22 protein-coding genes are annotated in these 22,322 nt (G+C 42.8%); 8 read left to right on the top strand and 14 right to left on the bottom strand.

The window, feature by feature from the left end; translation table 11 throughout:
• Positions 1 to 51: 51 nt before the first annotated feature.
• Together GZ22_RS01110 and GZ22_RS01105 are read left to right on the top strand one after the other, a co-directional pair.
• Positions 52 to 384 (top strand): winged helix-turn-helix transcriptional regulator, encoded by a 333-nt coding sequence (locus GZ22_RS01110; RefSeq protein WP_038557876.1) that lies wholly within the window; start codon positions 52 to 54, stop codon positions 382 to 384.
• A 152-nt stretch (positions 385 to 536) separates the two neighbouring features.
• Positions 537 to 839, top strand: a complete 303-nt coding sequence (locus GZ22_RS01105) for a hypothetical protein (protein WP_038557873.1) — start codon at positions 537 to 539, stop codon at positions 837 to 839.
• A gap of 223 nt (positions 840 to 1,062) precedes the next feature.
• On the opposite strand, the gene GZ22_RS01100 is transcribed toward GZ22_RS01105, so the two are convergent.
• The gene (locus tag GZ22_RS01100) at positions 1,063 to 2,424 is read right to left on the bottom strand and encodes an FAD-binding oxidoreductase (RefSeq protein ID WP_038557872.1); all 1,362 of its coding nucleotides are present in this window, start codon (positions 2,422 to 2,424) and stop codon (positions 1,063 to 1,065) included.
• A gap of 349 nt (positions 2,425 to 2,773) precedes the next feature.
• On the opposite strand from GZ22_RS01100, the gene GZ22_RS01095 reads away from it, so the two are divergent.
• Both GZ22_RS01095 and GZ22_RS01090 read left to right on the top strand, forming a co-directional pair.
• Positions 2,774 to 4,465 carry an NAD-dependent malic enzyme gene (locus GZ22_RS01095; protein ID WP_038557870.1) on the top strand — a complete coding sequence of 564 codons (1,692 nt, stop codon included), beginning with the start codon at positions 2,774 to 2,776 and terminating at the stop codon, positions 4,463 to 4,465.
• A gap of 106 nt (positions 4,466 to 4,571) precedes the next feature.
• The gene (locus tag GZ22_RS01090; protein WP_038565377.1) at positions 4,572 to 5,537 is read left to right on the top strand and encodes an AEC family transporter; all 966 of its coding nucleotides are present in this window, start codon (positions 4,572 to 4,574) and stop codon (positions 5,535 to 5,537) included.
• 39 nt (positions 5,538 to 5,576) lie between these two features.
• Here the strand turns inward: GZ22_RS01090 and GZ22_RS18490 are convergent, their stop codons facing one another.
• From GZ22_RS18490 to GZ22_RS01065, 6 genes are all read right to left on the bottom strand, one after another.
• Entirely contained in the window at positions 5,577 to 5,723 is a 147-nt protein-coding gene (locus GZ22_RS18490) for a hypothetical protein (RefSeq protein ID WP_158221569.1), read from the bottom strand.
• 165 nt (positions 5,724 to 5,888) lie between these two features.
• Positions 5,889 to 6,488, bottom strand: coding sequence for a nitroreductase family protein (locus GZ22_RS01085; RefSeq protein WP_038557867.1), 600 nt, complete (start codon positions 6,486 to 6,488; stop codon positions 5,889 to 5,891).
• A 163-nt stretch (positions 6,489 to 6,651) separates the two neighbouring features.
• The gene (locus tag GZ22_RS01080) at positions 6,652 to 8,214 is read right to left on the bottom strand and encodes an AbgT family transporter (RefSeq protein WP_038557865.1); all 1,563 of its coding nucleotides are present in this window, start codon (positions 8,212 to 8,214) and stop codon (positions 6,652 to 6,654) included.
• A 22-nt stretch (positions 8,215 to 8,236) separates the two neighbouring features.
• Complete coding sequence (locus GZ22_RS01075) at positions 8,237 to 9,676, bottom strand: M20 family metallopeptidase (RefSeq protein WP_038557863.1); 1,440 nt, start codon at positions 9,674 to 9,676, stop codon at positions 8,237 to 8,239.
• 223 nt (positions 9,677 to 9,899) lie between these two features.
• Positions 9,900 to 11,615 (bottom strand): ABC transporter ATP-binding protein, encoded by a 1,716-nt coding sequence (locus GZ22_RS01070; RefSeq protein WP_038557860.1) that lies wholly within the window; start codon positions 11,613 to 11,615, stop codon positions 9,900 to 9,902.
• Positions 11,616 to 11,755: 140 nt separating this feature from the next.
• Positions 11,756 to 12,640 carry a Cof-type HAD-IIB family hydrolase gene (locus GZ22_RS01065; protein ID WP_245609711.1) on the bottom strand — a complete coding sequence of 295 codons (885 nt, stop codon included), beginning with the start codon at positions 12,638 to 12,640 and terminating at the stop codon, positions 11,756 to 11,758.
• 188 nt (positions 12,641 to 12,828) lie between these two features.
• Here GZ22_RS01065 and GZ22_RS01060 point away from each other — a divergent pair, with 188 nt between their 5' ends.
• Positions 12,829 to 14,175 carry a sugar porter family MFS transporter gene (locus GZ22_RS01060; RefSeq protein ID WP_038557856.1) on the top strand — a complete coding sequence of 449 codons (1,347 nt, stop codon included), beginning with the start codon at positions 12,829 to 12,831 and terminating at the stop codon, positions 14,173 to 14,175.
• Positions 14,176 to 14,205: 30 nt separating this feature from the next.
• Here GZ22_RS01060 and GZ22_RS01055 read toward each other — a convergent pair whose 3' ends face one another.
• The 3 genes from GZ22_RS01055 to GZ22_RS01045 form a co-directional block, all read right to left on the bottom strand.
• Positions 14,206 to 14,910 carry an ABC transporter permease gene (locus tag GZ22_RS01055; protein ID WP_038557854.1) on the bottom strand — a complete coding sequence of 235 codons (705 nt, stop codon included), beginning with the start codon at positions 14,908 to 14,910 and terminating at the stop codon, positions 14,206 to 14,208.
• On the bottom strand, positions 14,907 to 15,752 hold the full coding sequence (locus GZ22_RS01050; protein WP_038557851.1) for an ABC transporter ATP-binding protein: 846 nt from the start codon (positions 15,750 to 15,752) through the stop codon (positions 14,907 to 14,909). Before GZ22_RS01050 ends, GZ22_RS01055 begins: the two co-directional genes overlap by 4 nt.
• Before the next feature lie 156 nt (positions 15,753 to 15,908).
• The gene (locus tag GZ22_RS01045; protein ID WP_038557849.1) at positions 15,909 to 16,925 is read right to left on the bottom strand and encodes a LytTR family transcriptional regulator DNA-binding domain-containing protein; all 1,017 of its coding nucleotides are present in this window, start codon (positions 16,923 to 16,925) and stop codon (positions 15,909 to 15,911) included.
• A gap of 79 nt (positions 16,926 to 17,004) precedes the next feature.
• Here GZ22_RS01045 and GZ22_RS01040 point away from each other — a divergent pair, with 79 nt between their 5' ends.
• The 3 genes from GZ22_RS01040 to GZ22_RS01030 are packed head-to-tail and all read left to right on the top strand — an operon-like array spanning position 17,005 to position 18,997.
• The gene (locus GZ22_RS01040) at positions 17,005 to 17,454 is read left to right on the top strand and encodes a YueI family protein (protein WP_038557847.1); all 450 of its coding nucleotides are present in this window, start codon (positions 17,005 to 17,007) and stop codon (positions 17,452 to 17,454) included.
• Positions 17,455 to 17,513: 59 nt separating this feature from the next.
• A complete protein-coding gene (locus tag GZ22_RS01035; protein ID WP_038557845.1) occupies positions 17,514 to 18,134 on the top strand; it encodes a flavin reductase family protein in 621 nt (206 codons plus the stop codon).
• A 20-nt stretch (positions 18,135 to 18,154) separates the two neighbouring features.
• Positions 18,155 to 18,997: an SDR family oxidoreductase gene (locus GZ22_RS01030; protein ID WP_038557843.1), complete on the top strand. Its 843-nt coding sequence runs from the start codon at positions 18,155 to 18,157 to the stop codon at positions 18,995 to 18,997.
• On the opposite strand, the gene GZ22_RS01025 is transcribed toward GZ22_RS01030, so the two are convergent.
• The 4 genes from GZ22_RS01025 to GZ22_RS01010 all read right to left on the bottom strand — a co-directional run bounded on the left by GZ22_RS01025 (position 18,998) and on the right by GZ22_RS01010 (position 22,292).
• The gene (locus GZ22_RS01025) at positions 18,998 to 19,540 is read right to left on the bottom strand and encodes a transcription repressor NadR (protein WP_038557841.1); all 543 of its coding nucleotides are present in this window, start codon (positions 19,538 to 19,540) and stop codon (positions 18,998 to 19,000) included.
• A gap of 71 nt (positions 19,541 to 19,611) precedes the next feature.
• The gene (locus GZ22_RS01020) at positions 19,612 to 20,484 is read right to left on the bottom strand and encodes a glycosyltransferase family 8 protein (protein WP_093881050.1); all 873 of its coding nucleotides are present in this window, start codon (positions 20,482 to 20,484) and stop codon (positions 19,612 to 19,614) included.
• A gap of 179 nt (positions 20,485 to 20,663) precedes the next feature.
• Positions 20,664 to 21,224, bottom strand: a complete 561-nt coding sequence (locus tag GZ22_RS01015; RefSeq protein WP_038565374.1) for a shikimate kinase — start codon at positions 21,222 to 21,224, stop codon at positions 20,664 to 20,666.
• 96 nt (positions 21,225 to 21,320) lie between these two features.
• Complete coding sequence (locus GZ22_RS01010) at positions 21,321 to 22,292, bottom strand: aldo/keto reductase (protein ID WP_038557836.1); 972 nt, start codon at positions 22,290 to 22,292, stop codon at positions 21,321 to 21,323.
• Between the last annotated feature and the right edge of the window lie 30 nt (positions 22,293 to 22,322).

The raw sequence follows: 22,322 nt of genomic DNA, 5'->3' as shown, positions 1-22,322 counted from the left end.
AATGAAAAACAACAGATGAAGTATACAGTGTTTTTACAGAGGTGATGATAGATGAAATCCGAAGAATTATGTCCGCGCTTTGAGTCAGGAATGGAACTTTTAAGCAAACGTTGGACTGGCCTTATCATTTTCCGCCTCTTAGAAGGATCACAGCGATTTTCTGAATTGGAATCGTCCCTGCCGATCAGCGGTCGTTTGCTTTCTGAACGTCTTAAAGAGTTAGAGGCAGCAGGCATCGCAACAAGAACAGTATATCCGGACACACCTGTCCGTATTGAATATGAACTGACTGAAAAGGGTCGTGCACTGCACCCTGTGATTACTTCCATAAGAGAATGGGCGGAAACATGGGTTACACCGGATGAACCAGCCCAAACAAAATAATAATCTTTTCAAATAACCTGCCCTTTCGATAGGACAGGTTTTTTTACGCGTTTTAATTTCCGAATAGTAAGAATATTGATAAATAACCATTTACATTCTTACAGAATGGGTATATAGTAAAGAAATCAAAACGGATAGGAGGTGGGGAGGAAATGCAACGTAAAGCTGCTCTTTTGTTTATCGGACTTGTGCTGTCTATTATGGTGCAAGTAATGGTACTGCACCCAATGTATCAATTGGGAACAAATGATATTCAAGCACAGCACGTCGTCATACACAAGGCTGATTTGCCGGATGATGAAAAACACTGGTTCCCGATCATTTCACAAACAGCAGTCCTGATTTTTCTGCCTGTGCTACTCGTCACAAGTATGATGCAAGCACGTATGATGCAGACTAAACAGGCGGTCCGGCATTTCCTGCTGGCCGTCTTCTATCAATCGAGTTACCGCTGAATAGTCTTCCCTTTTGCTTAAAGGTTTCTTAGCATTCCAAAGGAGGGGACGAAAATGTTTGTGGCAAGAGCGATCATGGTCATAGCACTTTCAGTTAGCGCACTATCCATCTTTGCATATCAAGGCATTGAAGTGGTGCATGCAATTTCAGACCTATTCAGCAAAAAAGGATAAACATATAGGAAAGAGCGTATTCTTGAGGGGGAATACGCTCTTTTCTATTTTAATCGATTAATTTGCCTGGATTCATAATGCCGCGTGGATCGATTGCCTGTTTAATAGTTCGCATTAAATCATAAGCTGTACCGTGTTCTTTTTGCTGATAGCTTTTCTTCCCTATTCCCACACCATGCTCACCTGTACATGTACCGTCATGAGCAAGCGCATAGTCCACTATTTCTTTATGGAGTTGCTTAGCTGCGGTTACTTCATTTGCATCCTCAAAATCCGCCATCGCAATGATATGAAAATTCCCGTCACCTACATGTCCGACAATACCCGCTTCCAATCCGCTTTCATCTACTGCTTGCCTTGCATGAAGGATTGCCTCCGCAAGCTCTGAAATCGGCAGACATACATCTGTGACGAGCATTCGTTTTGTTGGTGCAGCTTGTATGTAATAATAAGCAAGATTATGCCTTGCATCCCATAAACGTTCCTGTGATGCCTGATCGGTTTCTGCCAGGAATTCAGCTACATGAAATGGCTTCAATAACTCCTCCATCCGTTTGATTTGATGCTGAAGATGTTCCACCTCACCATTCAACTCGAAAAAGATAGTCGGCTGTTCAATGTAAGATGTATTAGCGAATCGATTGACATGTGCAACTGAGGCCGCGTCAACAAACTCAATCCTAGCCAAATCTAATCCTGCTGTACGAAGTCTCACCACAGCAGTTACGGCTTCTTCAAAGTCATCGAATACAGCACGTGCTGCTACACTTGCCTCCGGTATTGGATACACACGAAGAGTGAGTTCTGTAATGACACCAAGTGTACCTTCTGAACCTGCAAACAAACCCGATAGATGCAGTCCAGAGGAAGACTTCACAGCTTTCGAACCAGTATGTATGATTTCTCCGCTCGGCAATACGACCTCCATATCCAGTATATTGTCCCGCATCGTGCCATACTTAACGGTATAAGATCCGCTGGCATTCGTACCCGCCATCCCGCCAAGCGTTGCTTCCGCTCCAGGATCTACACTGAAGAATAATCCATGCTTTTTCAGGGCATCATTCAGTTGGAACTGTGTTAGACCTGATCCGACAACGACATACCCATCGTTATCACCGACGGTCTTCAAGTCATTCATTAACCCAAGGTCAAGAGAGATACCTCCCTCATATGGAATCGCATGCCCCTCCAAACTGGAGCCTTTTCCGAAAGGAGTAACCGGTATTCCATGGTCGTTCGCAAACGAAAGAACTGCGCTTACTTCTTGTGTATTTTCCGGAAAGATGACGACATCCGGATCAGCCGCAGGGTGATAGGACGCATCGTGGTTATGCTGGCCAATGACCGCAGTTGCTGTTGATATCCTCCCTGGATGAATTAATTTGCTCAATTCTTTCACAATGTCCATACCTAACTCCCCTTCTATACTTATAAAAACAAGCTTAACATGAAGGGTCTAAATTAAAAAGCCGAACAGTCAGAATAATTAAATATAATAAATCAAACCGCACGTTGTATATTTTTATAAATAAAAAAAACAATAAAAAAGTAAAAATCGAATTTACTTCACATCAGTAAAATACTTTGATACCGCGGTTTCCCAAGCGGTTATTTAGTATGTGAAATATCACACAAACTCGAGTATTGCAATAGTTATTTTAAATACTTTGTTAAAATTGATTAACATTTGATTAGTGATAGAATTGGTTGTGGCAGTTACAAAAGGTAAGTAATTATTCGAAAAGGTGGAATCAGATATGAACACATATCGTAATAACGAAGATGGATCAATATCCACTTCTCTAAGAGGTAAAAACTTAATTTCAAATCCTTTTCTAAATAAAGGTGTCGCTTTTACAAAAGAAGAACGAGCTGAGCTTGGTCTTGACGGTGTTTTGCCAGCGACAGTATTAACACTAGATGAGCAAGTAAAACGTGCTTACGAGCAGTTCAATGCACAGCCTAACAATTTGTTGAAAAACAACACGTTAAACCAGCTGTACAACCGTAACGTTGTTCTTTACTATCGTCTATTGACTGATCATCTAAGCGAAATGCTTCCAGTCGTTTATACTCCAACTGTAGGACAAGCTATCCAAGAATACAGCCACGAGTACCAACGTCCAGGCGGTGTTTATCTTGATATCAACAACCCGGACAGCATCGAGCAAGCATACGAAAATACATTGCTTAACACAGATGAAATCGACTTGATCGTAGTAACTGACTCTGAGAGCATTCTTGGAATTGGTGACTGGGGTGTCGGTGGTCTGAATATCGCTATTGGTAAATTGGCTGTTTATACAGCTGCCGCTGGTATCGATCCTAACCGTGTTCTTCCAGTAGTAATTGATGCTGGTACAGACAACGAAACATTGCTTAACGATCCACTTTACGTCGGTAACCGTCATAAACGTGTACGCGGTGAGCAATACGATCAATTCATCGATGCATTTATCAGCAAAACAGTTGCTAAGTTTCCTAACGTACTTCTTCACTGGGAAGACTTCGGTAACCGTAACGCACGCAACATCATCGATAAGTATGGCGATAAGATCCTTACTTTCAATGATGATATCCAAGGTACTGGCGCCATCACACTTGCAGCTGTTATGAGTGCTTCCAAAGTTACTGGCACACCAATCAGCGAGCAGCGTGTAGTTGTCTTCGGACCTGGTTCTGCAGGTATCGGTAACGCAGACCAAATCGCAGCTACTATGGTACTTGATGGCATCTCTAAAGAAGACGCATTGAAAAACTTCTGGGCTATCGACCAACGCGGTCTTTTAACTGATGACATGGATGGCATTGCTGAATTCCAGAAACCTTACCTTCGTTCCGCTGATGAAGTGAAAGACTGGAACAAAGAAGATGGCATCATCGGTCTTGCTGAAGTTATCCGCCAAGTGAAACCGACTATCTTAATCGGTACATCTGGCCAAGCTGGTGCTTTCAGTGCAGAAATCATCAAAGAAATGGCGAAACACGTAGAGCATCCAGTTATCATGCCTATGTCCAACCCAACACCACTTGCGGAAGCAATTCCAAAAGACTTGCTTGAGTGGACAGAAGGTAAAGCACTAATCGCAACAGGTAGCCCGTTCGACCCTGTTGAATACAAAGGTACAACTTACCATATCGGTCAAGCTAACAACGCATTTGCGTTCCCAGGTCTTGGACTTGGATCAATCGCTGTTAAAGCGAACTTGATTACAGCTCCTATGTTCGCAGCAGCAGCTAATGCAATTGCAGACATGGTTAACAGCAACACACAAGGTGGCTCTTTGCTTCCAGCAATCGATGAGCTTCAACCAGTATCTAACGCTGTAGCTGAGGCAGTTGCAAAAGCTGCAATCGAAGATGGCGTATCTGATGCAAAACCTGAAGAAATTAAAGACCTTCTAGCTAAATCTGTTTGGAAACCAGAATACAAATCCATCAGAGGCTAAGCTTTTAAAGAATTTCTAATGGTGCAGGTGACTCCTTCCAAAAGGAGGCACCTGTATTAATTTTGACAACATGAGCATTATAACTACTGTAGGGAGTGGAAAGAACATGAGTTTTGGTGAAATTTTCATCATACTAGTCCCGATTTTCTTCGTAATCCTTCTTGGATTCATCGCTGGGAATCGTGGCATCTTCAACAAAGAAACATCTAAAGGGATTAACACACTTGTAACAAAAATTGCTTTACCAGCACACTTATTCGTTGGGATTACAACAACTTCCCGCGAAACAATCTTTGATAAAGCATCGTTCCTTGGAGCATTGCTAATTGGCGTTATCGGCTTTTTCATCGTCTTACTTCTTATTACAAAATGGACTACTAAATATGACTTCGTTACTTCAACGATGTTCTCATTGAATTCAACACAGCCTACTTTTGCCTTCATGGGTATTCCTGTTATGGGAAGTATCTTCGGTGCAGAAGCAATTGCAATTCCAATTGCCCTTATGGGTATTATCGTAAATGCTGTCCTTGATCCATTGTCTACTATCCTTGGTACTGTTGGATCACGTAATAATGGTTCAGAGTCCACTGAAAACAAAGAGAGTCTTTTCAAAGTAACAATGAAATCCATCGGTCATGGTCTTACTGAACCACTTGCATGTGTACCGATCATCGGTTTGATTCTTGTTCTTGTCTTTAACTTCCACCTTCCGGAACTAGGCGAGAAATCACTTGACCAAATTGGTGATGTTGTTTCTGGTGTTGCACTATTCGCAGTTGGTGTTACAATCGGTATCAACAAAATCAAACTTAGCTTCTCTGCATTTTCAATTGCCATTCTAAAAGCAGTTGTTCAACCGCTTGTTATGGTTGGTATTGCACTTGCACTTGGCTTAGGACACAATGATTTCGTACAAGCAGTATTGCTTGTATCCTTCCCAGGTTCTGCAGTTGCAACTATGATTGCAATTCGCTTCAAGAGTTTGGAAACAGAGGTTGCATCTGCATTCGTAATCAGTGCAATCCTGTCAATTATCACATTGCCATTCTTGATAACGGCATTAATGTAAAGCAAAAGGAGTATCCCGCATATCGGGATACTCCTTTTTTTATTTGACGGCAGGAAGGTCATCTGATTTCGACATTTCATCTCGTAAGTAATCCATGTATCGTTCCAATGTTGTTAGGATCTCATCTCGTTCGTCATCCGACAAGTCACCGGCATGCTGCAACTTCTTATATGGATAGGCACTCACTTTGCTTCCTTCCTTTCATTTAAATGTGATTGATTATGTTAGTAGCTACTATATACCCCGGCTCTCAGTGATGGAAACGTATGTAATATAACTGTAACAGAATTTTCAAACAATTATATCTAAAAAAAGTGCTATTGTCTATACAAGACAATAGCACTTTTTTTATTATTTAATGACTTTAACACGCTCTTCAAGAGGTTGGAATTCTTTATCGCCAGCTGGCATTGTCGGCTTACCGAAAGGCATCTGACCGCGAAGCTTCCAGTTAGATGGGATATCCCATTCTTTTTGGATTGCCTCGTCTACTAATGGGTTATAGTGCTGCAGACTCGCACCAAGACCTTCCATTTCCAATGCAGTCCAGACCACAAGCTGATGCATACCAGAAGTCTGCTCAGACCAGATCGGGAAGTTATCAGCATAAAGTGCGAATTGCTCTTGAAGACCTTTTACAACTGTTTCATCTTCAAAGAATAGAACCGTACCATATCCATTACGGAAAGATGAGATTTTCTCTTCAGTTGGTGCAAAGTTATCAGCCGGAACCACTGCACGAAGCTGCTCTTCAGTAAGATCCCAGAAACGATCATGCTTGTCTCCTAGAAGCACGATTACACGTGTGCTTTGAGAGTTGAATGCGGATGGTGTGTATTTAACTGCAAACTCCACAATTTCTTGAATACGTTCATCAGAAACTGGAGATTCTTTTGCTAGTGCATAAATGGATCTTCTGTTTTCTAAAGCTTTGAAAAAATCTTGAGTCATTATATATCCCTCCAAAAATTGTACTACCGTTTGATAGCATACCCGACTAAACAAACACCTATTAGTTACTTATTATTATCGAGTTACTTTCAGTAATTAATGTATCGCATTCTAAAGAAAACGTCAATAAAAAAGGGCGCTGCATAGGCGCGCCCCCCATTTCTTATAATCGAATATCAACACCTGGACCAACCTGCAGTCCAAGCAAACTCCAAACAACAAACATAATGATCCAAGCTGCCAAAATCAGAAGTGCAAATGGTAGCATGAGAGACATTAGCGTCCCAAGACCCGTTCGTTTATCATATCGTTTCATGAACCCAAGCAGCATAACAACGTATGGATTCATTGGAGACAGGATATTGAAAGCCGAATCCCCAATACGGAAAGCCACCTGTGTATAAGCTGGATCGTAGCCCAACTGATAAAACATAGGAAGAAATACCGGAGCAAGCAGTGCCCAAAGTGCAGAGCCACTTGTGATGAACAAATTGACGATAGATGAAATCAAGGTGAATCCTACCATGGCTCCTATGCCCGTCATGTTCATGCTCTCCAAAGTGTTACTGCCGTTCACCGAAATGATTGTACTAATATTAGTCCATTCAAAATACGCGATGAACTGTGCAGCAGCAAAGACCAGTACGATGAACCCTGACATTTCTTTCATCGCAATACCCATCTTTTCCGGGACATCTGAGATCTTCTTGAGTGTACCGGCTGTAAAACCATATGACACCGCCAATACGATGAAAAGAACTAAGATCAGCGGCACTATATTACTCAAAAACGGAGATTGAAGCACTCCTCCATCTTCTCCACGCAAAAGACCATTAGAAGGCACGATAAGCAAGGAAACGAGAACAATATAAATTCCAGCTGCTATTAATGCATTTCGAATACCGCGCTTTTGTTCCGGACGCAGCTTCTCTATTTTCGCAGTCAGGATACTCTTATCTGCAAATTCAGGATTAAATTCACCTAGACGCGGTTCAATAAACTTCTTCGAAATAAAAGCTACAACAAATACGAGCATTATAGTTGAAGCCGCCATAAAGTACCAGTTATCCAGCGGAGACACAGACCGTGCATCCGGATACCGGCCTTGAATGACTTCTGTCGAAATACCAGACAGCAAGACATCTGTTCCAGCAATAAGGAAGTTCGCTGTGAAACCGGCTGATACAGCAACAAAGGCTGTTAAAAGACCTGCAATCGGATGTTTGCCAACGGAATAATAAATCATTGCAGCAAGCGGCGGTATAATTACCATAGAAGCATCCGACGCAATATTTCCTAATACCCCTGTGAAGATGACCATATACGTAACCAAGCTTTTAGGAATATTTGCTACCATTCCCCGCATAGCTACTTCAAAAAATCCAACATGCTGCGCAAGCCCGATACCGAACATCATGACCAGCACAAGACCAAGCGGAGCAAATCCCGTGAAGTTGTCCAGCATAGAGGATAAAGCGAAAATCAATCCTTCTTTTGAAATCATGTTGTTGACTTCCACAACCTCATTTTCAGGTGTGGTGACGGATACGCCAAGCATACTCATGATCCAGGAAACAATGGCAATGAAAACTGCCAAGTAAATGAAAAGCATAAACGGATCAGGAAGCTTATTCCCCGCTCGTTCTATTGCAGAGAGAAACCTGAGGGCCCTTCCCTCTTCTTTTTTAGGCTTCTGCGAGCCGCCATTCTGTGTTTGATTTTCCATCTCTTTACCCCCGATCTGTTAGTTAGGCTAATATGGTTGGCTTGATGCCATCCGGGATAGGACTTGTATATCCATTTGGTCCTAGACGCTTTTGCAGTTCAAATTTTGCAGCTTTCAGCTGTTCTGGCTTATCAAATAGAGATAATGCAGTAGCTGCCATTACTTCACTTGCATAGAGCATTCCTTTTTGAGCTAGAGGCGTTTTCCCCTGGGACACTACTTGCCATGTATGTAATGGAGTACCAATAGCAAAGCAAGCTGCATGGAATTGGATAGTAGGTGTGATTCTGCTCACATCTCCCACATCAGTTGAACCGTATTGGAAATTGTCTATATCTTGGTACGGAATTGGTGTTGTAAGAAGTGGTGATGTCTCCATCTCTTCTTCCCACAATGCAGCATCCTTTCCAATTATCTGCAGAATAGAGCGCTTATCTGAAGAGATATCTTCTTCACTCAGCGTCGTTTGGATACCTCTTGCAAAATCAAGTTCTTCTGCGGAATACTCAGGCACCCGAACTCGCTCCACCTCGTTCTGCATAACTTGCTCAAGGACAGTATTGCGGATAAAGCCGGAACAAGCCTTGTCGAATGTTATCTCCAGCTCAGTTTCCGTCATTAGCGCTGCTCCTTTGGCAATTTTCACTACGCGCTGATAAATACTTTCAACTTGTTCTGTCTCCGGAGCCCTAACCAAATATAGAACTTCCGCTTCAGGCTGAACGACGTTCGGAGAAACACCGCCTGCATTCGTAATCGCATAATGCAAACGAGCGTCCTGTATAACATGTTCTCGCAGGAAGTTAGTGCCGATATTCATCAGCTCAACTGCATCCAGCGCACTGCGCCCCAAATGAGGTCCGCCTGCTGCGTGTGCACTTTTCCCCTTAAATTTGAAATATACTTGGTAGTTGGCCAACGTCTCGGCTCTTTGCACCCCGCTATGCGTAAATGGATGCCAAGTAATAGCCGCATCTGCATCATCAAAGACGCCTTCTTTAGCCATGAAGGTTTTTCCTGATCCACCTTCTTCTCCTGGACAGCCGTAGTAACGAACAGTACCGCTCAATCCATTTTCCTGCATATATTCCTTTACCGCTAACGCAGCTCCCAGAGCACTTGTACCGAGCAGGTTATGGCCGCAGCCGTGACCCGACCCTCCTGAAACAATCACTTGTTGCTCTATTACACCCGCTTCCTGACTCAAATCAGAAAGCGCATCGAATTCTCCCAAAAAAGAGATGACTGGTTTGCCTGCACCAAAGTTTGCTACGAACGCTGTTTCGATACCTGCAATGCCGCGCTCGACATCAAATCCTTCCTCTTCCAGCACATCCGCAAGAAGTGCTGCAGATCGCTTCTCTTGAAAACGCAATTCAGCAAATTCCCAAATTCGCTCACTTATCGCGCATAGCTTTTCCGCTTTATTTCTTATAAGATTATCAATCGAAATAGTGCTCATTAGCATTTCCTCCTATGTATGCAAAAGTCATGTTAGCTTTCCTTCCCTGTGATGTTACCTAAAGACAAGCGAATCTGCAATAGAATATCGTCAAAAAAATCTAATAATTCTAATTTTATTGTAAAATATTCTAACATATATTAATAGAAAACGCTTTCATATCTTACGAAAAAACAGGAAGTAGTTTCTCCCTAATGGAAGAAAACTTCCTGTTTCTAATGAATTAGTGAGCAAACTGCGCATCATAAAGACGGCGATAAGCACCTTCTTTTTGCAATAGCTCGCTATGCTTTCCTTCTTCCGTAATACCTTGTTTCGTTACCATTATAATCTTATCAGCATGCTTGATTGTTGCCAGTCGGTGGGCAATTACTAATGTTGTACGCCCTGCTGACAGCTCATCCAGCGCTTCTTGTATTTTAACTTCTGTTTCTGTATCCAATGCAGATGTTGCTTCATCCAGTATGAGGATTGGCGGATTCTTCAGGAATACACGCGCAATGGATATACGCTGTTTCTGACCACCGGAAATCATCACGCCACGTTCCCCAATAACAGTATCCAATCCTTTCGGCAATTCAGCAAGGAAATCAGTCAGCTGAGCTCTTCTCGCAGCTTCCTCAATTTCAGCATCTGTTGCACCCAACTTGCCATAAGCAATATTTTCCCTGATAGTGCCGCCGAACAAATAAACATCTTGCTGTACGATTCCGATTTGACTTCGCAAGGATGCCAATGTCATCTCATTCGTCGGAATACCATCTATGGTTATTTCTCCTGCATTACGCTCATAAAAGCGCGGCAGCAGACTGCATATCGTAGATTTACCAGCTCCGGAAGGGCCAACAAAAGCAACCGTCTCTCCTGCATTTATAGAGAAACTAATATCTTTGAGAATCGAACTGCCCTCTTTGTATCCGAACGAGACGTTATCATATCGGATATTTCCCGTGAGAGCATCAACCTGCTTGGCATTTGGTGCATCCTTTATATCCGGATCAAGCCGCATGATGTCCATATAGCGCTGGAATCCAGCAATTCCTTTCGGATAAAGCTCGATGATTGCACCGATTTTCTGAATCGGCTGGAAGAATACGTTTGTCAGGAGAATGAAGGCTACCAGATCTCCGTAAGACATTGTTCCCTGAATAATGAACCAGGCGCCGGCAATTAACTGAAAAACAGCTATGAATCGCATCAGCATATACGTAACTGATAGATTCAGCGCCATAATTTTATAAGAAAGCAATTTCGTCAGACGGTAACGTTCATTGTTGACCTTGAATCGCGCTTCTTCGTGCGCTTCGTTAGTAAAAGCCTGAACAACACGAATACCACCAACAGTATTTTCGATTCTAGAACTGAAATCTGCTGTATCTTCGTTCATTCTTCTGGAGGCTTCCGTCATTTTCTTGTTGCAATAAAGAACAATCCAGAACAGAATCGGAACGACTAGCATTGTCATTAAAGCAAGCGGCCAATTGATGAAGAACATAATTGTGAGCGCACCAACAATGGTCATTAGCGCGATAAACAGATCTTCCGGACCGTGGTGAGCCATTTCCCCGATCATGAACAAATCGTTCGTCAATCGGGAAATCAAGTTTCCTACCTTTGTATTATCGAAGAAACGAAAGCTCAGCTTCTGAATATGCTCAAACAGCTGTTTGCGCATATCCCGCTCGATATTGATGCCAAGCTTATGTCCCCAATAAGTGACTATGTATTGTGTGACTGTACTCAAGCCATAGACAATGAACAACAAAATACACGCTGTCACAATCCAGCTCCAGTTTTCAGTCGGAAGCAATCGGTCGACCATCATATTAACGCCAATTGGAAAAGCCAGCTCCAAAATGGCTACAAAAACAGCACTGCCGAAGTCCAGCATAAAAAGCCGTTTATACGGTTTATAAAAAGCAAAAAACTCTTTTAACAAGACCCACACTTCTTTCTTTGAGAATGATTATCACTCTATTCTACATGTAACATGCAGCTTACGCACCCCTTTATTGGATAATTCTAAACAAATTAGCAGGAAAACGTAAAAACCCGATGCACTACTGCATCGGGTTTTCCTTACACGCCTTCTTCGACTCGTCGCAATTCTTCTTGCTCTCCAGCAATCAGCTTATCAATAAAATATGCTACGCCAAGCTCATCATTCGTCTTTGTCACATGCGTAGCAATTTCCATGAGCTCTGTCATTGCATTTTTCATCGCAACGCCGTTACCAGCAACCTCAAACATACTGATATCATTCGGGCTATCTCCTACTGCGTAGATATCTTCCTTCTGAATTCCATATTTTTCAGCAAGCATCGTCACCGCATAGCCTTTACCAGATTTCTCGGGTAATATTTCAAGAATATGCTCACCAGAGGATGTAACCGCGATCTTCGTATTCTGTCTAATAGCTTTATACACTTTAGCCAAATTCTGCAGATCAAAACTGAAGACAAGAATCTTGAATATTGTATTCTCATCGGTGAAAATATGGTCAATATTCGGGACAAAGCGGATACCGGATTGCTTGAACTGGGACATAGCACCGATCCAAAGCTTCTCAAGGCTTTCATCAGGGTTGGCAGAAATCACTTTATCTAATTCCGCCTGCAGCTTTTCTTCTCCATTATAAGGAGAAAGCAGCTCTGTTTCTGTATACACTTCAAAGTAGATATCCTGTTCAATGAGGAACGTCGCTATTTCCCTTGCAAGTTCTTTCTCAAATGTAATTGTGTTAAGTAATTTATATCCAACATCATGTATCGTACCGCCGTTTGAAGCAATGATCGGGATATCCAAATCATCTCCGACAAGGGACTTCACATCAAATGTTGCGCGTCCAGTACTAATTGAAACCAGCATATCCGCATCAATAGCACGCTTGATTGCTGCTTTATTTTCTTCGGGGATTTGACTCTCAGTATTCAGTAATGTTCCATCCAGGTCTATTGCTATCATTTTTTTAGCCAAGCAAAATCCTCCTAATAACATTTTTAGGTAGTCAATTCTGATACTATTAAATTATAATGGTTTATTGTGGGACTTTTCAATCGAGAGCAGATGGAAAGGTTTCATCTTATACCGAAAGAGGAAAAGGCTTACATAATTATAACATAGTTATCGCACAACTTAGGAGGTAGCAATATATGCAGAAAAAGCAATCCAATGGCTTATTGTATTTTTTTGGTGCACTTGGCGGCTTGCTGTATGGATATGATACCGGAGTCATCTCTGGTGCACTGCTATACATCGACGAAGATCTTGGACTGAATTCCTTCACGGAGGGACTTGTCGTTAGCTCACTATTAGTAGGGGCTATCATCAGCGCTGCCATCACTGGCCGTGTTACAGATAAAATTGGACGTAAAAAAACGATTATCGGAGCCGGTATCTTATTCCTTATCGGCGCATTGACCGCTGGACTTGCTGTCAATGTAACAATGATGGTTGTTGCTCGTGTCATTCTTGGTTTAGCAGTTGGATGTTCGACGACAATTGTACCACTTTACTTATCAGAGCTTGCTCCAAAAGAAAAACGCGGCTCTCTCGCTTCATTGAATCAACTATTAATTACAATTGGTATTTTGTCTTCATACCTTGTTAACTATGCTCTGTCAGATGCAGGCGCATGGCGCTGGATGCTTGGACTGGCTGTTATCCCAGCAATCATCTTAATCGTCGGTATGTTCTTCATGCCGGAAAGCCCACGCTGGCTCCTTACAGCAGGAAAAGAAGATCAAGCACGGGCTATTCTAAAGCGTGTACGAGGAGAAAATGCTTCAATTGATGAAGAAGTCTCCGAAGTTAAGAAAGCAGAAAAAGAAGATGAAGGCGGAATGAAAGAACTGTTTTCCAGCTGGGTACGCCCCGCTTTAATCGCCGGAATGGGTATTGCATTCTTCCAGCAGTTCATCGGTATCAATACCATTATTTATTACACACCAATCACACTGGAGAACGCCGGATTCGCAAACTCCGCTGCCATTCTCGGTACTGTCGGTATCGGAGCAGTCAATGTACTAATGACACTCATCGCTATCCGTTTTGTAGATAAAATCAACCGTAAAACTTTGCTAATGGCAGGTAACATCGGAATGGTTATCAGCTTGGTAGTTCTGTCTACCGTTAACTTACTGGCACCTGATTCTACAGCTGCAACATGGGCAATCATCATTTGCCTCGGAACCTTCATCGTATCGTTCTCGACAACATGGGGACCAGTTGTTTGGATCATGCTTCCAGAACTATTCCCGACAGCAGTTCGAGGAATTGGAACAGGTGTAGCTACCTTCGCTCTACATGGTGCAAACTTGATTGTGTCATTGCTATTTCCGATTTTGCTCAATGCAATCGGTATCAGCTACCTTTTCTATATTTTCGCCGTCATCGGCATCCTTGCCCTCCTATTCGTCAAATTCTTCACGACCGAGACACGCGGGAAAAGCTTGGAACAAATCGAAGAAGATCTACGCAAACGCAGCAGTGTAGGATAAATGAAAAGCCGCCCATAATGGGCGGCTTTCTTATTTGGATAAACTTTTCTTTTTAAAGGTAATGAAGGTAACAACTAAAGCCGCTACTGTCCATCCAACAAGCCAAATGATGTCTTCTCGATAAGAGGAGAAGGCCTCCCCGCTAATTGCTGCCAAACACGCTTCCATCATAAAACTTCCTGGCGTATAGCCTAATATATCCGCCACTATACCTTCTGAGAAATACATTTGGATCATCGGACCAAACCCGAACACAAAGCTCAGCGGCAATAGATATACGGTAGTCTGAACCAAGTTTTCACTAAGCAAGCCAACTAACGTACCCAATGCAACAAAAAGAATAACACCAAGTACCAAGGTGACGGAGAGCATGATGGGACTCTCCACATTCACATCTATAATCAGCATAGATACCACCAAAACTATAACCGTTAAAATGACAGATATGATGCTTTTGCCGATCATGATATCTGCAGAGCTAGCGGGTGATAGCAATAAGACTTGCAGCGTGTTTTTTTCTTTCTCTTCTGCCAGCAGAAGCGCCTGGACATACATTGTCACAAATGTAACCGTCATAATAAAGACGAAAGATGCAGCAAAGCTCTGTTCACCATCCATACGACTATAAAGAATGGCTAAAAATATAGGTACAATTACAACAGATAAAACTTGAACATTAGATTTTGCATCATGGTATTCTTTCACAAGCATTGCGGATATTCGTGCAGCATTCATGCTAATTTCCTCCCCGTCACTTCAATAAATATATCTCCCAACGTCGGCTGATCGGAATGCACAGCAAGAACTTCCTCTGCCTGCATGTATTGATACAGTCGTTCTGCTCCAGTCGGATTATTCTCGATAGTTTCGTTGCGACCATCTTTCAATTCCAGATGAATTGTATTTTTAGCATATTTACGTTGCAATTGGTTCGGCGCATCCATTTCTCGTATTTGTCCTTCATGCAGGAACGCTACGCGATCACAAAGCTGCGCGGCTTCCTCCATATTGTGCGTGGTCAGGAAAATCGTTGTTCCTTCTCGGTTTAGATCCCGCAGTAGATCATGCATCTTTTGAACATTTCCAGGATCCAAAGCAGAAGTCGGTTCATCGAGGAAAAGCACTTCTGGTTTGTGCAGGACAGCACGGGCAAGAAGCACACGCTGCTTCATCCCTTTTGACAGTTTTTTTACTGGTTTTTTCTTATCTTCAGCTAAGCCTACCAGCTGCAAAACCTCTTCCACTCTTCCTGCAGCGGCATTATATAACTTCGCATAGAAATCCAGATTCTGCTCAACTGTCATTCGTTCATATAACCCACTGTTGTCGGTTAAAATACCTATTCTGCCTAAGTCAGCATCTTTCATTTTAGATGCCGGTTTACCTAGTATATTAACTTCTCCTGCCGTCTGCAGAAGCTGCCCTGTAAGGATCTTAACAGTCGTTGTCTTTCCGGATCCGCTCGGTCCGAGGAAGCCGAAGACCTCTCCTTTTTTTACATTGAATGAGACTTGCTGTAATGCCCGCTGCTGTCCGAATACCTTGGATAAATCCTTCACTTGTAATGCGTAGTCCATGTTATGATGCTCCTTTCCGTTCGTAACGGTTGATAATCAAAGCTTACTAGTCTTTTGGGAAAAACGCTGTAAAATCAAGCTTAACAGAACACTAAAATACTGAATGGAGCAAATAATAGGCTGAATACTGCAAAAATCAAGGCCGAATGGAGCAGGCTACAGATCGAGCATACCCTTTAATTCTTCAAAACGGTTTTTTGACAACGGAACCGAACTGCGTGAATGATCATCAAGGATCAAACTGAAGCTGTTTCGTGTCCAAGTTACCACTTCCTTCACCTGCTGCAGATTCACAAGATAGGAACGATGACAGCGAAAGAAGCCAAAAGCCCTCAGCCGCTCCTCCAATTCCTGGAGCGTGTATGTACATGGGTAGACACCATCTTGTAAATGAAGCTGCGCCACTCCTTCGCTGCTCTCGATAAAGTTAATATCGAAAGGATTAAAAAGAATGATCTTATCATCGATTTTTGCCGGTATTTTCTCAAGCTTAACTGGCTGTATAGCTTCTTCGCCTGATGCTATTTGCTCGGTTTCCTCTTCAACAGCAATCCTTTTACAGCTTTTTTCCGACAAAGTATAGACATAATTGGTGAGCGCTAATGCATTTTCCAAGTCTATAGTAGTAAGAAGGATAGTTTTACCTCTCTCCTTCAACTCACTAATGATGCGGTGAATGATCAAGCTGGTTTCAAGATCAACATTCTGTTCGGGCTCTTCCATTATGAATATAGGCTGATCTTGCACAATTAGTCTGCCTATTTGCACCCGTCGCTCCTGTGAATAAGTCAGTTTGCTGATTTTTGTACTTCGACACTCTCGCAGTCCAATTTGCTGCATTACCTCTTCCACTTCAATCTTGCTGCCGTAAAGCTTCCGAAAAAAGGTCAGATACTCACATACCTTCATTCTTGTATACGTTGCATCATTGAGATACAAAAAACCAATACGATCATTTACAGAATGCAGGTTTTCGATATTTTCACCGAATAGTAGTACACTACCGGTAGATGGATTTTCTTGTTTCATGATTATGTTAAGCAGCTGACTTCCAATCACTTTATTACAGCGAATGACATAACATTCACCAGCTTTCAGCTCAATATCGATTGGAGGCAGGAGCGTTGTATTGTGAGAAGTTTTACTGAGATTTTCGAATTGCAGTGTAGCCATTATGTATTCGCCCCCTGTTTTACTTTTATTGTAAAGCTAACTCCATGAATTGGAAATACCGAATCGGAGATGAAGACCATTGAAAAAAGATATAGATGATTATCTAAACGAAGGAATATATGGAATAAAAGAAACAAAGGCAAGTGAAAGGAAAGAGTTTCTGGGAACATTGCGGGAAAGAACGATACTTGCATTGACAGAAGGAGAAGTCGTCCAGCAGAAAGGACTAAAACAGCTGGAGGAAGCTATGAAAAGCTATCCTGATGCTTCCCTGCGATTTTCCGGAGAAGTTACGATGCGTTTCTTCAAGCCGTACAAGACGCTTGCTTCATCGCGTCATATTCCATACACATCCGTAACTAATCAAGGCGCAGATGTGGATATCGCGCTCGTTCTGCATGTTGATCATGCGATTGATAAACCTGATATCTTCCTGCACGAGGAGAAGGAGCAAGAGAAGGCAACAGAAATAACCAAAAAAACAGAGCACTCCATTACATCTGTGCTTAAAAATATCTTTAAACGGTAATAGAACTGTTAAGTGCACGTAAGGTTTCTATGATAGCCTGACAGAGAGGAGTAATAAACTTGTTCACATTCAATGCAAATGACCTTTCAGCCAAAACACACTACAAAATACTCACAGGAAGCATCATCCCAAGGCCAGTAGCTTTCGTCACGACCAAATCGCCAGAATCGGAAGTAGTCAACGCTGCTCCATTCAGCTACTTTTCAATTGTAAGTGCAACGCCGCCTCTTATCAGCATTTCGATCCAGCGTGCAGGAGGAAAACAAAAGGATACGGCCCGCCATGCTATTCACTCTGGCGAGCTTGTTGTCCATATCAGCACAGAGCCAATTGTAGAGGAAATGAACAAAACCGCAGCAACGCTTCCTTCAGAAGAAAGCGAGCTTGATCACACCAGCTTAACACTCGAGCCAAGCACATACGTTTCGGTTCCCGGAATTGCTGAAGCTTCCATTAGGATGGAATGCACCTTGTATGAACATATCGAGATAAAAGATGATGATGGGGCTGTTACAGCAGATCTATTGCTTGCAAAGGTGGCTGGTTATCATCTTTCACCAGAAGTTTATGATGACAGCACCGGCTATCTGAATGCGGAAACCATCCAGCCAATCAGCCGCTTGGCAGGTAATGATTACAGTAAGCTTGGAAAGCTATTCACACTGAAACGTCCAGAATAACAAGGAAAGTGGTGTACAATATGCAGAAAACAGCCGTAATCACCGGCGCTAATTCCGGTATGGGCTTTGCCACAGCTGTATCGTTAGCCAGAAGAGGATACGCCGTATGTATGCTTTGTCGCTCTGAAGAACGCGGCACACAAGCAATGAAGGAAGCTAAACAGCAAAGCGGTTCGGAGAACATACATTTATATGTATGCGACTTGGCTTCATTTACTAGTATTCACACCTGTGCGGAAGCATTGAAAGCAGAACATCCTGCTATTGACGTACTCATCAACAATGCCGGCATTGTTACAACAAAAAAACAATTCACTGCTGATGGTTTGGAGATGATGATGGGTGTGAATCATCTCGGACACTTCCTCTTGACCAATTTACTGATAGAACAAATCAAAGCAGCACCTCAAGGTCGTGTGGTCGTTGTATCTTCCGGTGCTTATAAAATCGGAAAAATAAATCTGGATGATCTAGGCGGAGCCGAATCCTTTACGCCTTGGCAAAATTACGGTCACAGCAAACTTGCTAACCTTTTATTCACCAAAGAGCTGTCTCTGCGTCTTCATCATTCAAATGCCACGGTAAACGCAGTACATCCTGGAGCGGTAAGCACAAGTCTCGGTGTGGACAGGCAGACCGGATTTGGCAAAAAGATTCATCAATTACTACGTCCATTTTTCCAATCGCCTGCTGATGGGGCAGATACTGCTCTGTATCTAGCGGAAAGCTCTGAAGTGCAGCATGTATCTGGCGGTTACTTTTACAAACGTCAAATCCAGGACGTGAAGGGCCAGGCCGATGATGCTGAACTAGCTAAGCAGCTCTGGGCAATCAGTGAAAGAAAAGTGGGATTGACCGTATGATCAATCCCACTCTGGCACTAAAAAGCCATGATGGCTCAACAAATTGATTGCTTCCTCCATTATTGACTCATCATTTGCTGCCAATGTATGAAGATGGATACCATCAGTCAGTTCAGATAAATAACCTGCATTGCTGTTTGCTATCCGCTCGATGAACTTTTTTACTTCTCTTCGGCTGGATACCATGATAGAAGCCGTTATTTGTCCATAAACTGGATGCTCCACCCGGACATCCTTCACTGTCACACCCAAGTCTACAAGCAATTGCAGCTCTTCCTCCGTCCGTTCAGGTGCATGCTGACAAGCTACGATTCTTTCAACTGAATAGGCAGGATGCTGCTGCAGTACATATCCCTCACTGGTAGCGATGATCGGGTGCTGCTCTGCTTTCAACAGTGTAACATCACCTACGATAACCTGTCTGCTGACATTTGCCTCCTCTGCCAGTTCACTTCCCTTAAGTGGGCCGGCTGCTGCCTGCAACTTATTCAATAACCACTTTCTGCGCGTACTCCCCAATAACTTCTTTTTTTCTTGGCCCATCTCGAATCCGTCCTTTACCCTGTTTCCTGTATTATAGCAAATAAAAAAGACACAGCCATATTAGCTGTGTCTTAGTCTGCGTACACTTCCTGTTCCTTTTTCTCAGGAAGTACTTTCCATGGTGTCTGCTGCAGGAATTCGAAATACAGCGGAGCAAACGGATGCCCTACATCTGAGTTCCACGGTTTATTCGCACCAGTGAAATGAACGATGGCAGGTGATTGGCGAGCTTCTTTATAACGTTTCCGCTCTACTAATTCTCGAGGCGTTTTTGTCTTTAGTATGATAAAGGATTGCGCATTCCATTTCGGATGGATTGGCTTCCACTTATCCCAAAGAATAGCATTCAAGGCATCTTGATCATGTAAGTAAAGGAAATCCGGATCATTGTTTTCATCAATGAATTGCAGCACTCTATTCGAGATATTTTGTTTGCGCCAGCCTTCCATGTCAATAACCATCATACCGGAATTAAAGTACTTGCCTTCAGTAGTAATATTCATTTTCTCCAAACGCTGAAGCTGGCCAGCATCCTCTACTGCCGCCATCAGGTTCCCATCCAGATCGATATCGTTCAGCTGGGCAATATCCGTCAGCACAAGTGTGTCGCAGTCGATATAGATGACTCGTTCTACACTAGGATCTGTTATGACCTCCGGAATGGAGATACGATAGTAAGCTGTTTTATTTATATATCTGCTTTCTGTTGCATTCTTATAGGATTCTGTATCTATGGATAGAAAACGGATCGGAACACCGAATTGCATCGTCGTCTTCATTAGCATTCTTTTGTTTGGCTTTTTGATGCCCCCGTCGATTACATATAGCATGACTCGTCTGTTCTTATCGACATTTGTAAGCAGGGATGCCAGCATCACACCAAGGTGGTGGGCATAGTTATCATCCGCACTGGAAACAACATGAATTGTATCTTTGTGATGCAAGACGTTCATCCTCCTTTGAAATCGTACATTTCTGTACCCTGCTTTTCCTTACAGGAAACCCTTTATAGCAAAAATAAGCAGATAGAACTGTTAATTGTTTGATAATTAGGACAATTATTCCGGTTAAAAAGAGCTATTACAACTAGTTAATTGCAATAGCTCTTTGATCAAGTGTTTGATCAGGATAGCGGCTGATGGAGTTCCCAGCCCAGCTTCAGTATTTCCACGATATAATCCGCGACTTCCTCTGGATTCAAGTTATCGGTTGTGACCCGCGCATTATGTTCTGCATAAATCGCCTGTCGTTCGTCAAAGATCTCTTGGACCTCGTCGACCGACTTATTATGCAGCACAGGGCGGTTTTCGATCAGCAGATCCATACGTTCCTTCCAGCGATCCCAACTTAAATCAAGGAAGAGCACCAGACAGCTGTCGAGACATTTTTCCCGGATGGCTTCTTGTTTAAAAGCACCACCTCCGAGAGAAACGATATTACATTGTTTATTATCACAAATATCGATGACCGTATTCCGTTCAATCTCTCGAAAATACCCTTCACCATGCTGCGCAAATATTTCTGGTATCGTCTTGTCATAACGGCGTTCGATTTCGATATCAACGTCGATGAAATCCCTGTAAAGTTTATCGGCAACCATCTTGCCGATGGTCGTTTTCCCGACACCCATGAATCCGATCAGGACGATATTCTTCGCCCGCACGGGTATATGCTGTCTGCTCATTGTCCGCACGCTGTAACTCCTCTCCTTACGTTTCGTATACTTTGCATTATGTTCTATTGTATACGATAAATCAAAAAATCGTAAGAGAGAAATACCCTACTTCACTGCGGCATCGGCAAGCTCTAGATTCAGCCACTTTACTTCTTCTTCCGTCAGATCAATATCAATTGCCGGCAGTGCTTCTTCTAATCGCTGTACATTTTTACAACCGACAATAGCACATGTCGGGAAATCTTGATGCAGTACATACGCAACAGCAATCTGATTCGCCGTCACGCCTTTTTTCTCAGCAATTTCGGCTGCACGATCAAATCGTTCCCAGTTATCATCATTGTAATAAACCCGGGCTATTTCTTCATCTGTCACATGATGCCTATCATAGGTACCAGTAAAGAAGCCTCCTGCCTGAGATGCCCAAGAAATGACCGGCATACCTGTACGGCGGTGCCAAGCCAGATTATCATTATCCAATGCCACTGTCTCAGCCCAGCGCACTTCGTTCAGCTGCGCGAGACTCAAGTTCGGACTGTTCACGAACAGTCGGTCAAATCCTTTGGCATCAGCGTAGGCATTCGCCTCCTCAATGCGATCAGGCTGCCAATTAGATACTCCATATATGCCGATTTTCCCGGCCTTTTTATGCTCATGCAGCATATCCATAAGCACTTGGACAGGAACACTTCGATCATCCCGATGTATGAGATAGATGTCGATATAATCTGTCTGCAGATTTTCCAAGCTATCATGTAGATCCTTTGTAATTTCGACAGGATCAACACGCTTCATGTCGGGATGATGCGTACCATCCTTATCAATATGGTAATGCCCGCCTTTGGATATAAGAATCACATCCTCACGGTTACCTCGCTCTTGCATCCACTGACCAATCAGTTTCTCAGCTTGGTATTTCGCATATTTTGGTCCTGTATCAATCGTATTGCCGCCTGCCTGTAAGAAGGCATCCAGAACAGCGAATACATCATCTTTTTTGTCTTCGAAGAATTTTGTTGTTCCCAGGATTAATTGTGATAGCGGGCGCTCGATTCCTGGTATATCTGTATATTTCATCCTGAAAAACCTCCCTTTATTCTGAAAAGT

The sequence above is a fragment of the Terribacillus saccharophilus genome (genome assembly GCF_000725365.1).
In the GTDB taxonomy this organism is placed as follows: Bacteria; Bacillota; Bacilli; order Bacillales; family Amphibacillaceae; genus Terribacillus; species Terribacillus saccharophilus.
The sequence above is the reverse complement of the archived record's forward strand: the minus strand, read 5'-3'. Positions and strand labels throughout refer to the sequence as shown.